General features: G+C 73.2%; 12 protein-coding genes. 4 read left to right on the top strand and 8 right to left on the bottom strand.

Features of this window, described 5'->3' with window-relative positions; all coding sequences use genetic code 11:
* Positions 1-783 precede the first annotated feature (783 nt).
* Together ACRWNP_RS26050 and ACRWNP_RS26045 are read right to left on the bottom strand one after the other, a co-directional pair.
* Positions 784-3,006, bottom strand: a complete 2,223-nt coding sequence (locus ACRWNP_RS26050) for an MMPL family transporter (RefSeq protein ID WP_431965394.1) — start codon at positions 3,004-3,006, stop codon at positions 784-786.
* A gap of 301 nt (positions 3,007-3,307) precedes the next feature.
* A complete protein-coding gene (locus tag ACRWNP_RS26045) occupies positions 3,308-4,519 on the bottom strand; it encodes a pyridoxal phosphate-dependent aminotransferase (protein ID WP_431965388.1) in 1,212 nt (403 codons plus the stop codon).
* A gap of 107 nt (positions 4,520-4,626) precedes the next feature.
* Here ACRWNP_RS26045 and ACRWNP_RS26040 point away from each other — a divergent pair, with 107 nt between their 5' ends.
* Both ACRWNP_RS26040 and ACRWNP_RS26035 read left to right on the top strand, forming a co-directional pair.
* Positions 4,627-5,238 carry a winged helix-turn-helix transcriptional regulator gene (locus ACRWNP_RS26040; RefSeq protein ID WP_431965386.1) on the top strand — a complete coding sequence of 204 codons (612 nt, stop codon included), beginning with the start codon at positions 4,627-4,629 and terminating at the stop codon, positions 5,236-5,238.
* Positions 5,239-5,256: 18 nt separating this feature from the next.
* Positions 5,257-5,502, top strand: coding sequence for a hypothetical protein (locus tag ACRWNP_RS26035; protein WP_431965384.1), 246 nt, complete (start codon positions 5,257-5,259; stop codon positions 5,500-5,502).
* Here the strand turns inward: ACRWNP_RS26035 and lepB are convergent.
* Positions 5,499-6,182: a signal peptidase I gene (gene lepB / locus ACRWNP_RS26030; protein ID WP_431965382.1), complete on the bottom strand. Its 684-nt coding sequence runs from the start codon at positions 6,180-6,182 to the stop codon at positions 5,499-5,501. The genes ACRWNP_RS26035 and lepB overlap by 4 nt on opposite strands.
* Before the next feature lie 115 nt (positions 6,183-6,297).
* Here lepB and ACRWNP_RS26025 point away from each other — a divergent pair, with 115 nt between their 5' ends.
* Both ACRWNP_RS26025 and ACRWNP_RS26020 read left to right on the top strand, forming a co-directional pair.
* Positions 6,298-7,773, top strand: coding sequence for a glycosyltransferase family 39 protein (locus ACRWNP_RS26025; RefSeq protein WP_431965380.1), 1,476 nt, complete (start codon positions 6,298-6,300; stop codon positions 7,771-7,773).
* Positions 7,774-7,972: 199 nt separating this feature from the next.
* The gene (locus ACRWNP_RS26020; protein WP_431965378.1) at positions 7,973-8,824 is read left to right on the top strand and encodes an LLM class flavin-dependent oxidoreductase; all 852 of its coding nucleotides are present in this window, start codon (positions 7,973-7,975) and stop codon (positions 8,822-8,824) included.
* Between the two features lie 28 nt (positions 8,825-8,852).
* Here ACRWNP_RS26020 and ACRWNP_RS26015 read toward each other — a convergent pair whose 3' ends face one another.
* From ACRWNP_RS26015 to ACRWNP_RS25995, 5 genes are all read right to left on the bottom strand, one after another.
* Complete coding sequence (locus ACRWNP_RS26015; RefSeq protein ID WP_431965376.1) at positions 8,853-9,608, bottom strand: sirohydrochlorin chelatase; 756 nt, start codon at positions 9,606-9,608, stop codon at positions 8,853-8,855.
* A 2-nt stretch (positions 9,609-9,610) separates the two neighbouring features.
* Positions 9,611-10,504 (bottom strand): ABC transporter permease, encoded by an 894-nt coding sequence (locus tag ACRWNP_RS26010; protein ID WP_431965374.1) that lies wholly within the window; start codon positions 10,502-10,504, stop codon positions 9,611-9,613.
* Positions 10,491-11,285: an ABC transporter ATP-binding protein gene (locus tag ACRWNP_RS26005; protein ID WP_431965372.1), complete on the bottom strand. Its 795-nt coding sequence runs from the start codon at positions 11,283-11,285 to the stop codon at positions 10,491-10,493. Before ACRWNP_RS26005 ends, ACRWNP_RS26010 begins: the two co-directional genes overlap by 14 nt.
* A 53-nt stretch (positions 11,286-11,338) precedes the next feature.
* Complete coding sequence (locus tag ACRWNP_RS26000) at positions 11,339-12,466, bottom strand: ABC transporter substrate-binding protein (RefSeq protein ID WP_431965370.1); 1,128 nt, start codon at positions 12,464-12,466, stop codon at positions 11,339-11,341.
* Between the two features lie 224 nt (positions 12,467-12,690).
* Positions 12,691-14,040, bottom strand: coding sequence for a sulfate adenylyltransferase subunit 1 (locus tag ACRWNP_RS25995; protein WP_431965368.1), 1,350 nt, complete (start codon positions 14,038-14,040; stop codon positions 12,691-12,693).

Raw genomic sequence — 14,040 nt, 5'->3', positions numbered from 1 at the left:
TCCCCCCCCCCCCCCCCCCCCCCCCCCCCCCCCCCCCCCCCCGGCGCCGAGCGTTAGGCCCGGCCGCGCCGGGCGGCCTCGCGTGGGCTTACGGCGAGGGAGTGGCCGCCCGGTCACGCCGCCTCTGACGGGACGGTGAGGCACATGGGCGCAGTCCCGGCCGCCGGCTCGGTGCCTCGGTGCCTCGGCGCCTCGGTGCACGGTGCGGGACGAGCTGTTCGGTTCGCTGACCATCACCCAGCAGGGCGATGGCATGGCCCTGGGCCTGGTGGAGGGGGCGGGGCTGCCCACCGCGACGATCGTCCGAGAAGGGGAGGCGCGGGACCGTGCCCAGGCCCCGGTGGGCACCCGCGACGCGGACCGGCTGACCGTGACGGTCGGCGGCGACACGGCCGGGCTCCGCCTCGGGCCGGGGCGGCTGACCGGCTCCTCGTTCGCTGTCCGTGCCGAGCTTCCGGGTCGGGCCTGCCGTTTCGAACCCGTCGGCTCCCACAGCAGTGTGCTGTGGCGCGACGGGTGGCAGCTGGCCGCGTTCGTGTGCGGCGAGGACGAAATGCCGGCGGCCTGGCGGCCCGAGGAGGGCTCCCCCTCGCCGCAGGACGCCGCCGTGGGCTACCTGCGACCGCCTTCGGCACGGGTGCCGCGAGCACGGGCAGGCTCGTCGTCGAGGTCCTCGTGGGGATGTTCGGCGCCGGCGGGCCCTGAGACGGCTCGTGGTACGGCGGGGCCCGGCCCCCGTGGCGACGGGGGCCGGGCCGGAGCGTCCTCGCCGGGTGCGCCGGGTCAGCGGCCCGCACCCGAGGGCTCGACCGGTGCCGGGGCGGGCGCCGGTCGTACGGGGGCCGGCGCGACCGCGGTCTCGTCGTGGGTCATGTCCGGCAGCCGGCCGAGCCACTTGGGCAGGTACCAGTTGCGCTCGCCCAGCAGGGCCATCACCGCGGGGAGCAGCACACCGCGGATGACGGTGGCGTCGATGAGCACCGCCGCGGCCAGGCCCACGCCCATCTGCTTCATGCTCTGCATGGACAGCGTGCCGAAGATGGCGAAGACCGCCACCATGATGACCGCGGCGCTGGTGACCACACCGGCCGTTGTCGTGATGCCGTGCCGGATCGCGGCCTGCGTGGTCAGCCCGCGCATCCGCGCCTCGCGGATCCGGGAGACCACGAAGACGTGGTAGTCCATGCTCAGCCCGAAGAGGATCACGAACAGGAACAGCGGCAGCCAGGCCACGATCGCGCCGACGCCCTCGGCGCCCACCAGGCCGGCACCCCAGCCGTGCTGGAAGACGATGGTCAGGATGCCGTAGGCGGCGCCCACCGACAGCAGGTTGAGCACGATCGAGGTGACCGCGATCGTCAGCGACCGGAAGGAGAGCAGCATCAGCAGGAAGGCGAAGGCCACGACGAAGGCGAAGACCGGGGGCACCGCGTCGCCGATCTTGTCGGTGAAGTCCATCGACGCCGCGGTCGAGCCGCCGATCGGCGCCGAGAGGCCGGCCACCTTGGCCAGGGTGCCCGGGCGCACCTCGTCACGCAGGACCTTCAGCGAGGCCTCGGCCTTCTCCTCGTCGGTGCCGCCCGTCAGCGGCACCTTGAGGACGGCGACGCCCTCCTTCTCGTGGAGCTCGGTCTCCACCGGCCCGGGGGAGGCGCCCTTGGCCACGGCCTCCCGGGAGAAGGCGTCGATGGCCTGACGTACCTCGGGCGAGCTGATGCCGGGGGCCTTGACGACCACCTGGGCCGGGTCCGGGCCGCCGGGGAACGCCTTGTTGATGTCCTCGTAAGCCCGGACGACCGGCAGGTCGTCGCCCAGTTCCTGACTTAGTGTCAGGTTCGCGGTGTTCAGGCCGATCGCCGGGACGGCCAGCGCGACCAGCGACCCGCCCGCGACCGCGGCCGCCACCACCGGACGGCGCAGCACGCCGGCCAGGACAGCCCGCCAGATGCGGGACTCCCCGCCGGCCCCCCTGCCCCGGCGGTGCAGGAAGGGGATCCGGCCCTTCTCGACCCGCTCGCCGAGCAGGGACAGCAGCGCGGGCAGCACGGTCACCGAACCGAACATCGCCACGGCCACCACCATCATCGTGGCCAGGCCCATCGCCCTGAAGTCGCCGATGCCGGTGAAGAGCATGCCCGCCATCGCCACGATCACCGTCACGCCGGAGACCAGCACCGCCCGGCCACTGGTGGCCGCCGCGATGCGCAGCGCGGTCTGCGCGTCGTGTCCCGCCTCCCGCTCCTCGCGCTCACGCCGCAGGTAGAACAGGCAGTAGTCGACACCGACCGCCAGGCCGACCAGCAGCATCACGGAGTTGGCGGTGTCGCTCATGTGGACGGCGTGGCTCACCACGGCCACCAGGCCGGTCGTGGCGAGGAAGGCCGTCATCGCCAGCGCCACCGGCAGCAGCGCCGCCACCAGCGCGCCGAAGGCGATCAGCAGGATGCCGAGCGCGACCGGCAGCGCCGAGTACTCGGCGCGCTGGAAGTCGCTGCCGAAGGCCTCGTTGAAGACCTTCTCCGAGCTGGCCTCGCCGAACTGCTCGATTTTCAGGTCCTTGTGCTCGTCGTGGACGCCCTGGACGGCGTCCACGACCGGCTGGACCCGGTCGGCAGCCGTCTCGGGGTCGCCGCGCATGTCGAACCTCACCAGCGCGGACCGGCCGTCCTCGGAGACCGCCCCGAGGTCGTACGGCGACTGGACGGAGGTGACCTGGCCGGTGCCCTTCACCGCGGCGACGACCTCCCTGACCACGGCCCGGAAGGCCGGGTCGGTGGCCTTCCGGGAACCCTCGGCCGCCTGGACGAGCACCATCTCGCCGGCGGGTCCGTCGCTCAGCCCGGCCTTGTCCAGGATGGCCACCGCCTGCCCGAACTCCCCGGGCACCTCCTCCCGGTCCGTCAGGTCGACCCGCCCGGCCATCGAGCCGATGACCAGCGCGAGTACGACGAAGAGCAGCCAGCTCCCGACCGCCGTCCAGCGGTGCCGGGCGCTCCAGCCGCCCATGGCGGCGGCGATGCCCTGCCCGCGTACCGTCCCCGCGGTACGTACCCTGCCGTGCGCGCTTGCCACGGTTGCGAACCCCCTCGAAGCCGGGCGGTGGAACCTCACCACCGCCTCGTCCACGACGCTATGGGTCCGCGGGACACCGCCCCATCCGGCTGACAGGTGAACCGGCGGCGGGTTTCTCCTCCCCAGGGAGTGGGGACAACCCCCGCCCACGGGAGTGTTTGCCCCCTACAGCTAACACCCTCCCGGCGCCCGGCCGCACGCGAACGGGATCCGGGGTGCGGTACCCGGATCCGGGCTACTGGCGGTAGCCCGCGAGGAAGCGGCCGATACGGCTGATGGCGGCGTCCAGGTCGTCGGCGCGGGGGAGGGTCAGGATGCGGAAGTGGTCCGGGCGCGGCCAGCTGAAACCGGTGCCCTGGACGACCTGGATCTTCTCGCGGAGCAGCAGGTCGAGCACGAACTTCTCGTCGTCGTGGATCCGGTGCACCTTCGGGTCAAGCCGCGGGAAGGCGTAGAGGGCACCCTTGGGCTTGACGCAGCTGACGCCGGGGATCTCGTTCAGCTTCTCCCAGGCCTTGTCGCGCTGCTCGTGCAGCCTCCCCCCGGGCAGGATCAGGTCCTTGATGCTCTGCCGGCCGCCGAGCGCGGCCTGGATCGCCTGCTGGGCCGGGACGTTGGGGCACAGCCGCATCGATGCCAGCATCGTCAGGCCCTCGAGATAGCTCTTGGCGTGCTGCCGGGGTCCGGTGACGACCAGCCAGCCCGAGCGGAAGCCCGCCACGCGATAGGCCTTGGACAGCCCGCTGAAGGTCAGGCACAGCACGTCGGGGGCGAGCTGGGCCGCCGAGTGGTGGACAGAGTCGTCGTAGAGGATCTTGTCGTAGACCTCGTCGGCGAGGACGACCAGATGATGGCGGCGTGCCAGGTCGAGCATGCCCTCGAGTAGTTCGCGCGGGTAGACCGCGCCCGTCGGGTTGTTGGGGTTGATGACGACCAGCGCCCGCGTACGGCTGGTGATCTTGGAGGCGATGTCGTCGAGGTCGGGGAACCAGTCGGCCTGCTCGTCGCACAGGTAGTGCACCGCCTTGCCGCCGGCAAGGTTCGTCACGGCCGTCCACAGCGGGAAGTCGGGGGCCGGGATCAGCACCTCGTCGCCGTCGTCGACCAGCGCCTGGACGGCCATCTGCACCAGCTCGGAAACCCCGTTGCCGAGGAAGACGTCGTCCACGCCGACGTCGGCGAGCCCGCGCTCCTGGTAGTGCTGGGCCACCGCCCGGCGGGCCGACAGGATGCCGCGTGAGTCGCTGTAGCCGTGCGAGGTGGGGAGCGTGCGGATGATGTCCTGAAGGATCTCCTCGGGCGCCTCGAATCCGAACAGCGCCGGATTGCCCGTGTTGAGCCGCAGGACGCTGTGCCCCGCCTCCTCCAGCGCGTTGGCGTGCTCGATCACCGGCCCGCGGATCTCGTAGCAGACGTCGGCCAGCTTGCTCGACTGCTTGTACTCCATGCGACGGCCTCCCGACCCGGTCCGGTGATCCCGCTCCGTACGCTGCTCTCCTTGGTTTTACCAAGTACGCGCTTGGAAAGTCCAACTCCTTGTCTACACTGGGGATCATGCCGCGCCGAAGTTACGACCAGTACTGCGCCGTCGCCCGGGCCCTGGACACCGTCGGTGAGCGCTGGACGCTCCTGATCGTCCGGGAGCTGCTCGCGGGCCCCCGGCGGTACACCGACCTCCACGCCGACCTGCCCGGCGTCAGCACCGACGTCCTCGCCTCCCGGCTCAAGGAGATGGAGCGCGACGGCCTGGTCACCCGACGGCGCCTCGCACCGCCCGGCGCCGCGTACGTCTATGAACTCACCCGGCGCGGCCGCGAACTGCTCCCCGTACTCGGTGCCCTCGCCGAGTGGGGCGCGCCGGAGCTGCTGGACCCCCGGCCCACCGACGCCGTCCGCGCCCACTGGGCCGCCGTGCCACTCATGCGCCATCTCGCCGCGCTCCCCGGGGTCCCCGCGGGCGTGGTCGAGGTCCGCCTCGACGAGGGCGCCTTCCACATCGAACTCGGCGGCGAGGTCCCGTCGTACGCCGACGGCCCCGCCAAACGCCCCGATGCGGTGCTCGCCCTGCCCGCGGGAGCCGTCCGCGGCATCGCGGAGTCGCTGCGGGACGGCGGCGCCGAGGTCACCGGCGACGGCCCCCTCGCCGACGCCCTGCGCGGCGCCTGACCGCTGTACGGTGCGGGCATGGCCACCGTCGGCTCCGCAGAGGCCGGTCGCACGTGCGCCGTCAACGTCGGCTGGAGCTGCGACGACCCCCGCGAACTGGCTCGCTGGGGCCTGCGGTTGCGCGACTCCCGGACCATTTGGGTCCTCCCGGCGGAGGCCCGCGTACGGCTCACGCCGGGCCGCCGCGCCCTGAGCGCGCTGCTCGACCGCGCCTCGCGCGCCGGGGGCTCCCGGCTGAGCCGCTTCGACGTCGAAAAGCGCTAGCTGCCCGGCGGCACATGGCCCCAGGCGATGGGGGCCGTCGACGGCGCGGCCGGGTACCGTTCCCGGTGCCGTGCGATCCGAGCGAGGATGCCGAGCACCAGGCCGGTGATCGCGAGCGCGAAGCCGAGCAGCGCCGCGAGGCCCAGCACCAGGGGGCCGGTGCGGTCCTCGAGCACCCGGGCTCGTACCCCCGAGGCGGGGAGCGTGCCCGACTCGTCGCTGAGGAACCAGCGGGAATCGAAGGAATCCGCGCGATAGTCGCCGATCAGGAAGAGCCTCCCCCGGGGCACCGTGATGTCGAACGCGGGCGCGCCGCCGGACGGATCGCCGTTCTTGACGTACGGCTCGGACAGCTCCTTGCCGTTGACCGTCACCGGTCCGCCGCTCCGCTCCGCCACACGGTCGCCGCCCGTGCCGATCACACGCTTCAGCACCGGCCCGCCCTGGTAGCGTTCCGGTGCCGCGATCAGCACCACGTCGCCGCGCCGCACCTCGTCACCGTCGATCCGCTCGAACAGGACGCGCTGACCGGGGGAGTAGGTCGGCTCCATGGCCTGGCTCGAGATGGTGGCCGTGGTGTAGCCCGCCCTGACCAGGGCCACCGCGCCGACCATGAGGACCAGCCCCACCGGTCCCAGCACCCAGGCGGCGATGCGCCGTCGTCGTCCAGTCCGCTCCATGACCCCTCCCGAATCCGTGTGTGAGGACACTACCGATCGGCGTCCGGCCACCGCCCATGGCCTCCGGGCCTGCTCCCGGGTACCTTCGTCGGTGGGGAACACCGGGGGGTGGGCGATGTCCGCTACGCACGTCCGCGCGCAGGTGGCGTCCTTCGCCACCGCGCCGGTGCTCGGGGTCGCGGCCGCGGTCGTCGCCGTGCTGACGGCGCTGTCCGGCCGCTACGGCTTCCACCGCGACGAGTTGTACTTCCTCGTCGCCGGCGACCATCCCGCGTGGGGCTACGTCGACCAGCCGCCGCTGACCCCGCTCGCCGCCCGGCTGTCCACCGCGGTCTTCGGCGAAACGCCCGCCGGGCTGCGGGTGGTGGCCACCCTCGCCTGCGCCGCGACCGTCGTGGTCGTCGCCGCCGTCGCCAGGGAACTGGGTGGGGGGCGCACGGCGCAGGTGCTCGCGGCGGCGTGCACCGCGGTCTCCGGTTTCGTCCTGGCCGTCGGCCACATGGTCTCCACAGCCACCTTCGACGTCCTGGTGTGGGTGGTCGTCTGCTGGCTCGTGCTGCGACTGCTCCGCACCGGCGACCGCCGGCTGTGGCCCGCGGTGGGCGCGGCCCTCGGCATCGGCATGCAGAACAAGTACCTGGTCGCCCTGCTGGCCGTGGCCCTGCTCGCGGCGCTGCTCGCCACCGGTCCCCGGCACGTGCTGCGCGGCTGGTGGCCGCTCGCCGGAGCCGTCGTCGCGCTCGCGGTGGCCCTGCCCAGCCTGTGGTGGCAGGCGGCGCACGGCTGGCCCCAGCTGACCGTGGCGGGCGGCATCAGCGCGGACGACGGCGCCGAGAACCGCGTCCTGTTCGTGCCCCAGCAGATCGTCTTCCTCTCACCGGCGTTCGTCCCGGTGTGGATCGCGGGCGGGCTGCGGCTGTGGCGCGAGCCCGCGCTGCGGTGGGCGCGCGCGTTCGTCCCGGCCTATCTCCTTCTCGCCGTCGTGGTGGTCGTCTCGGGCGGCAAGCCCTACTACTGCCTGCCGTTGCTGCTGGCGCTGCTCGCGGCGGGCTGTGTCACGGCTGCCTCCCGGCCGCGCGCCATGTGGTGGGCCGTCGCGCTGACGGCCGTCGTCAGCGCCCTGATCTCGCTGCCGGTGCTCCCGCCGGGCGCGGTGGGCGCGGTGAACGGCGTCAACAAGGAGCAGGGCGAGCAGATCGGCTGGCCGCAGCTCGCCGACGCCGTCGCCGACGCCTGGTCCGGTGTCCCCGTCGCCGACCGGCCGCGCGCGGTCGTATTCGCCCAGAACTACGGCGAGGCCGGCGCCCTGGCCCACTACGGTCCAGCCCGCGGCCTGCCCGCCCCCTACTCCGCCCACATGAGCTTCGCCGACTGGGGCCCGCCGCCCGACTCCGCGACGGGTCCCGTGCTGCTGGTCCGCCAGGAGGGGGCCGACGGCCTCGAACGGTACTTCGCCGACTGCCGCCGGGTCGGCGGCGTCGACAACGGCCACCACGTCGCCAACGAGGAGCAGGACGCCGCGATCGTGCTGTGCGCCGCCCCGAACGCGCCCTGGTCGCAGCTGTGGTCGTGGCTGCGCCACTACTACTAGGTCCTCACTCGCGTGGCGCCCCCGGCCGTCGCGACACGGGGAAATCAGTCGCCGGGGCCGGGGGCGGCGCGTTACGGTGAGCACACTCGCTGATCACGCTCCCCTGAAGGACGCCGCAGAACGGGAGCGGCCCGCACGGTCGGTGCGCGGTGACGGAGGGGCGGCACCACATGTCCGTGCCCTTCCCGAGGAGTTCCCCATGAAGATCGGTCTCGGCCTTCCTGTCGACGACCCCGCCGTGCTGACGACCTGGGCCCGCCGCGCCGACGACGGCCCCTTCAGCAGCCTCGGCCTGCTCGACCGCCTCGTGTACGACAACCCCGAACCGCTGGTCACCCTCGCCGTGCTCGCCGGGGCGACGCACCGGATCCGGTTGCAGACCGAGGTCCTCATCTCCCCGTTCCGCGACGGCGCCGTCCTGGCCAAGCAGGCGGCGACGCTGGACCTCCTCGCCGCAGGCCGCTTCACCCTCGGCGTCGGAGTGGGCGCGCGCGAGGACGACTTCCTCGCGGCGGGCGCCGACTTCCACCGCCGCGGCCGCCTGCTCGACGAGCAGATGGGCCTGCTGCGCCGCCTCTGGGCCGGTGACCCGTACGGCGACGGGGCCGGGCCGATCGGCCCCGCCCCCGCGACCCCGGGCGGGCCAGAGGTGCTCTTCGGCGGCTTCGCCCCGGCGGCGCTGGACCGGGTCGGCCGCCACGGCGACGGCTTCCTCGGCGCCGGGCTGCCGCCCAAGGCGATGGACCGGCTCTTCCGCGAGGCGGAGCGGAGCTGGGAGCGGCACGCGCGGACCGGCCGCCCTCGGCTGGTCGCCCAGGCCAACGTCGCGCTCGGACCGGACGCGGTCGTCACCGCGGCCCGCGCCAACATCCGTGACTACTACGCCTTCAGCGGGATCGCCGACCGTGTCGCGGAGGGCCTGCTGACCACCCCGGAGCAGATCCGCGACGCGGTCGCCGGGTACGACGGCATCGGCGCCGACGAAGTGATGCTCTACTGCTGGTCGTCGGACCTGACCCAGGTGGAACGCCTGGCGGACGTCGCGGCCTGACGGCACGCCGGCCGCGCCCCGCGGCGCCTCAGGCCAGCGCCGGCCACAGCCGCGGCAGCAGCGCCTCGTCGAAGCGGCGCAGCAGCAGCCGGGCCACCTCGGGGGCGTCGCCGAGGACCCCGGCGAGGACGTCCGCACCGGCGGCGCGGGCCCCACGGGCGATGCGGTCCGGCAGGAAGCCCGGCGCGATGACGTACGGCGCGACCGCGACGTGCCGGACGCCCTCGGTGCGCAGCAGGCGCACCGCCTCATCCGTGGTGGGAAGAGAAGCGGAGGCGAACGCAGGCCGCACGGCACACCAACCGGTGCGCCGCCACTCCCGCGCGATTTCTGCGATCACCGCGATCGCCTCCGGGTCGGAGGAGCCCGCCGAGGCCAGGACGATGCCGGTCGAGGGGCGGTCGCCGGGGCCCAGCCCGGCTTCGCGCAGCCGCCGCTCCAGGGCGGACAGCAGCAGGGGTGAGGGGCCGAGGACGTCGCCCTGGCGTACCCGCAGCCGGGCGTGGCGCGCCGTGGACTCGCGCAGCGCCGCGGGGATGTCGGCCTTGGCGTGGAAGGCGTGGGTCAGCAGCAGTGGCAGGGCCACCACGTCGCGTACGCCCTCCGCGGCGAGGCGGTCGACGACCTGCGGCACGCTCGGCGCGCAGTGGTCGAGGAACGCGGTCCCGACCCGCAGACCGGGCCGGGCCGCCCGGACCCGCGCGGTCAGGGCGTGGACGGCCGCGGCGTGCCGCGGGTCGCGACTGCCGTGGGCGATGACGAGGAGGACGGGGTGCGTGGTCACCGTCAGCCCCGTGCGAACAGGCCGCGGCCGCGCAGCACCGACCGCTCCAGCGGTGCGAACACGAGCAGTTCGATGCCGATGCCGACGGCCAGGATGAGCAGGATCGCGGCCAGCACGCTCGGCATGTCGGACAGCTCGCGCCCTTGCTCCAGCAACTGTCCGAGGCCGACGCCCAGGTCGGGGGAGGTGGCGATGAGCTCGGCGGCCATCAGCGAGCGCCAGGAGAAGGCCCAGCCCTGCTTGAGGCCGGCGAGGTAGCCGGGAAGGGCGGCCGGCAGCAGCACATGGCGCACGGCGTGGATGCCGGTGGCGCCGATGGTGCGGCCCGCCCGCAGGAACAGCGGCGGGATCTGGTCGACGCCTGCCACCAGTCCGTTGGCGATCGACGGGACCGCGCCCAGCAGCACGACGCAGTAGATCGTGGCGTCCGACAGCCCGAACCAGATGATCGACGCGGGCACCCACGCCACCGACGGCAGGGACTGCAGGCCGGACAGGATCGGCCCGATCGCCGCCCGCACCGGCCGGACCCGCGCCACGACGAGCCCGAGCGGCGTGCCGATGGCGACGGAGGCCGCGAAGCCCAGCGCGCCGCGCGACAGGCTGGTCCACACGTAGCCCAGGAGGGTGCCGTCCAGCCACTTGTCCTGCAGGGCCCGGCCGACCTCCGCCGGACTGGGCAGCTGGTAGTGCGGCTTGACCTCGAAGTGGTACGCGAGCTGCCACACCACCAGAACCAGCGCGAGGGCGACGACCGGGGGAACGGCCTTCCGGAGCAGCACGCGGGCCGGCGGCACCCGGGTCGCGGACCTGGTCTCCAGCGCGTCGAGCCCGGCCTCCAGTCCCGCGAGGTCGCCGCCCGGCCCTGCCTCTGCCTTCGTCTCAGTGCCGGCCATGACGGCGGATCTCCCCCCGGAGGTGCTCGGTGATCTCGACGGACAGCTCGGCGACCGCCGGGTCCTCGATGCGGCGCGGCTGCGGGATGTCGACCGCCCATTCCCGGGCGATGCGTCCCGGCCGTGAGGAGAGCAGCACGACCCGCTGCGCGAGCCGCACCGCCTCGCGGACGTTGTGGGTCACGAAGAGCACCGACAGGCGGGTCTCGGCCCAGATGCGGGTGAGTTCCCCGTGCAGGACGTCGCGGGTGATGGCGTCGAGCGCGGCGAACGGTTCGTCCATCAGCAGCAGCCGGCTGTCCTGCGCCAGGGCGCGGGCCAGCGCGACACGCTGCCGCATCCCGCCGGACAGCTCGTGCACCCGCCTGCCGTACGCGCCCTTCAACCGGACGACCTCCAGCAGTCGCTCGGCCTCCGGTCGCCGCTCGGCGCGCGGTACGCCCCGCATGCGCAGGGCGAGTTCGATGTTCCTGCCCGCGGTGAGCCACGGGAACAGGGCGTGCTCCTGGAACATCAGGGCCGGGCGGCCGCCCGGGGTCTCGATGCGCCCGGCGGTCGGCCGGTCGAGTCCCGCGACCAGGTTGAGCAGGGTGGACTTGCCGCAGCCCGAGGCCCCCAGGAGGCAGACGAACTCGCCGGGGGCGACGTCGATGCTGATGTCGTCCAGCACGTGTGATTCCGCGCCGGGACGGCCGAAGGACTTCGAGACGTGCTCGAGCCGTGCGGCGTAGGGAGCCGCGTCGACCGGCACGGCGGGCTGCCTGGTGAGTGCGGTGGCCATGGCGTCACCTCCTGAGGGCTGGGGCTGCGGGCTTCATGGGGTGCTGCCGGGCGTCAGCCGCCGAGACCGGCGTCGTCCACGGCGGGCTTGCCGTAGGCCTCGGCGACCTTGTTGAGGAGAGTCAGGTCGTAGATGCCCTTGAGGGCGGGCTTCTCCAGCAGGCCGGCGGTGACGGCGTGGTCGGCCTCGGTCCGCAGGGTGGACGCCAGCGGGTCGTCGATGACCTGGATGCTGCTCCACGCGGGGTCGATGACGTCGGCCGGCAGCGGCTTGCCGGAGAGCTTCTCCAGCTGGGCGTTGGCGTCGGCCTTCGCCTTGTCCGGGTTGGCGTTGATCCAGGCGTTGGTCTTCACCGAGCCGCGCAGCACGGCCTCGACGACGTCCGGGTGCTCCTTGAGGAACGTCTGGGAGACGATCACGTTCGTGATGACGAACTTCTTGTCCGGCCACAGTCCGCTCTCGTCCAGGAGCACCTTCGCGCCCTCGGCGACCAGCTTGGAGGCGGTGGGCTCGGGCACCCAGGCGCCGTCGATGGAGCCGGCCCTGTAGGCGTCGGGGGTGATCTTGTTGTCCGTGCGGACCACGGAGACGTCGCCCTTGCCGCTGGTCGCGTCGACCTTCCAGCCCTGCTCGGCGATCCAGTTGAGGAACGCCACGTCCTGGGTGTTGCCGAGCTGGGGGGTGGCGATCTTCTTGCCCTTGACGTCCTTCAGCGTCTTGATCTTGTCCGGGTCGACGACCAGCTTGACGCCGCCGGAGGCCGAACCGGAGATGATCTTCAGGCTCTTGCCGCCGGACCTCGTCCAGCCGTTGACCGCGGGGGAGGGGCCGATCCAGCCGATGTCGATGGAGCCGGCGTTGAGCGCCTCGATCTCGGCGGGCCCGGCGTTGAACACCGACTCCTTGATCGTGGTGCCCGAGCCGAGCTCCTCGGCGAAAAAGCCTTCCTTCAGGCCCACCAGCGCGGTGGCGTGGGTGAGGTTGGCGAAGTAACCGATCTTCACCGTCGAGGCGGACAGCTTCTTGCTGGTGCCGCTGCTCGCGGCCGCGTTGGTGGTGTCGTCCTTCTTCTCGGAGCCGTAACCGCAGGCGGCGAGGGCCAGCAGCGGCAGAAGGGCGGCGCCCGCCAGGAGGCGGCGACGGGCGGACTTTCTCGGGGCGGTGGTGCGATCGGCAGTCACGGGAGGCGGTCCTCTCGATGGCCCCGGCCGGCGCTCTCTAGGGCGCGCCGGGGTGGTGGCTGTCTGGTCGTCGGTGGTGCGGTGCCGCTTGCGCGGCGCGGGTGCGGTGCTCGGACGGGGTCAACGCGCACATCGCGTCACACCGCCCGTGCCGCTGCCCAGACAGCCGCTGCCGACACGACCGCCCTCCTTGGCGAATCCGGCGAAGGCGTCGTCGAACGCCATCAGAAATCCCATCCCTCGTCGTCACCGGCCGCGTCGCCCGCGGCCGTGGCGGTGCGGGCGGCGAAGGCCTCGCCCGCCATGCCGGCGGTCAGCGTGGCGCCGTCCGCCGGGTCGATCAGCAGGAAGGAACCGGTGAGCCGCGAGGCGGCGTACGTGTCCAGCGGCAGCGGCTCCGAGGTGCGCAGCACCACCGTGCCGATGTCGTTGACGCCGAACTCGCCCGGCTCGTCCTGGTGCTCCAGCCCCCGGGCCAGGTCGATCCGGTACGGGAGCCGCTTCACGATCGCCTTGACCGTTCGCGTGCTGTGCTTCAGCAGCACGCGCGCGCCGACCTTCAGCGGCCGCTCGTGCAGGTGGCACACGGTCGCCTCGACGTCCCTGGTGGTCGCCGGGGCGGCGTCGGACGGCGCGATGAGGTCGCCGCGCGAGATGTCCAGGTCGTCGCCGAGCAGCAGCGTCACCGACTGCGGTGCCCACGCCACCTCCACCGGGGTGCCGAGCACGTCGATGCCGCTGATCGTGCTGGTCAGCCCGGACGGCAGGACCGTCACCGGGTCGCCGAGGCGCAGCACGCCGGAGGCGATCCGCCCCGCGTAGCCGCGGTAGTCCGGGTGCTCGGCGGTCTGCGGCCGGATGACGTACTGCACGGGGAAGCGCGCCGGCTGCCCGCTGGGGTCGGTGCCGACGGGGACGGTCTCCAGGTGCTCCAGGACGGTCGGGCCGCCGTACCAGTCCATGTGTGCCGACGGCGTCACGACGTTGTCGCCGGCCAGGGCCGAGATCGGGATCGCGGTGATCTCCGGGACGCCGATCGAGGCCGCATAGGCGGTGAACTCCTCGGCGATGGCCGCGAAGACCGGCTCCGACCAGTCGGCCAGGTCCATCTTGTTGACCGCGAGCACCACGTGCGGAACCCGCAGCAGGGCGGCGACCGCCGCGTGCCGCCGGGTCTGCTCGACGACGCCGTTGCGGGCGTCCACCAGGATCACGGTCAGCTCGGCGGTCGAGGCGCCGGTCACCATGTTCCGGGTGTACTGCACGTGCCCCGGCGTGTCCGCCAGGATGAACCGCCGCCGCGGCGTGGCGAAGTAGCGGTACGCCACGTCGATGGTGATGCCCTGCTCACGCTCGGCCCGCAGGCCGTCCGTGAGCAGCGCCAGGTCTGGCGTGTCCTGGCCGCGGCGTGCCGAGGCCAGTTCGACGGCCTCCAGTTGGTCGGCGAGCACCGACTTGGAGTCGTGCAGCAGCCGGCCGACCAGCGTTGACTTGCCGTCGTCGACGGAACCCGCGGTGGCGAAGCGCAGCAGAGAGGTGGCCGAGAGCTGCTCGGCGGTGGTGCCGGTGGTCAT

Origin of the sequence: Actinacidiphila sp. bgisy160, from assembly GCF_965342435.1 — a bacterium.
GTDB lineage: Bacteria > Actinomycetota > Actinomycetes > Streptomycetales > Streptomycetaceae > Actinacidiphila.
The sequence above is the reverse complement of the archived record's forward strand: the minus strand, read 5'-3'. Positions and strand labels throughout refer to the sequence as shown.

Excerpts from the sequence above, each read along its gene's own strand:
- ACRWNP_RS26050 (WP_431965394.1), bottom strand. The coding sequence starts at position 3,006 with ATGGGCGGCTGGAGCGCCCGGCACCGCTGGACGGCGGTCGGGAGCTGG.
- ACRWNP_RS26010 (WP_431965374.1), bottom strand. The coding sequence starts at position 10,504 with ATGGCCGGCACTGAGACGAAGGCAGAGGCAGGGCCGGGCGGCGACCTC.
- lepB (WP_431965382.1), bottom strand. The coding sequence starts at position 6,182 with ATGGAGCGGACTGGACGACGACGGCGCATCGCCGCCTGGGTGCTGGGA.
- ACRWNP_RS26020 (WP_431965378.1), top strand. The coding sequence starts at position 7,973 with ATGAAGATCGGTCTCGGCCTTCCTGTCGACGACCCCGCCGTGCTGACG.
- ACRWNP_RS26040 (WP_431965386.1), top strand. The coding sequence starts at position 4,627 with ATGCCGCGCCGAAGTTACGACCAGTACTGCGCCGTCGCCCGGGCCCTG.
- ACRWNP_RS26025 (WP_431965380.1), top strand. The coding sequence starts at position 6,298 with ATGTCCGCTACGCACGTCCGCGCGCAGGTGGCGTCCTTCGCCACCGCG.
- ACRWNP_RS26045 (WP_431965388.1), bottom strand. The coding sequence starts at position 4,519 with ATGGAGTACAAGCAGTCGAGCAAGCTGGCCGACGTCTGCTACGAGATC.
- ACRWNP_RS26035 (WP_431965384.1), top strand. The coding sequence starts at position 5,257 with ATGGCCACCGTCGGCTCCGCAGAGGCCGGTCGCACGTGCGCCGTCAAC.
- ACRWNP_RS26005 (WP_431965372.1), bottom strand. The coding sequence starts at position 11,285 with ATGGCCACCGCACTCACCAGGCAGCCCGCCGTGCCGGTCGACGCGGCT.
- ACRWNP_RS25995 (WP_431965368.1), bottom strand. The coding sequence starts at position 14,040 with ATGACCACCGGCACCACCGCCGAGCAGCTCTCGGCCACCTCTCTGCTG.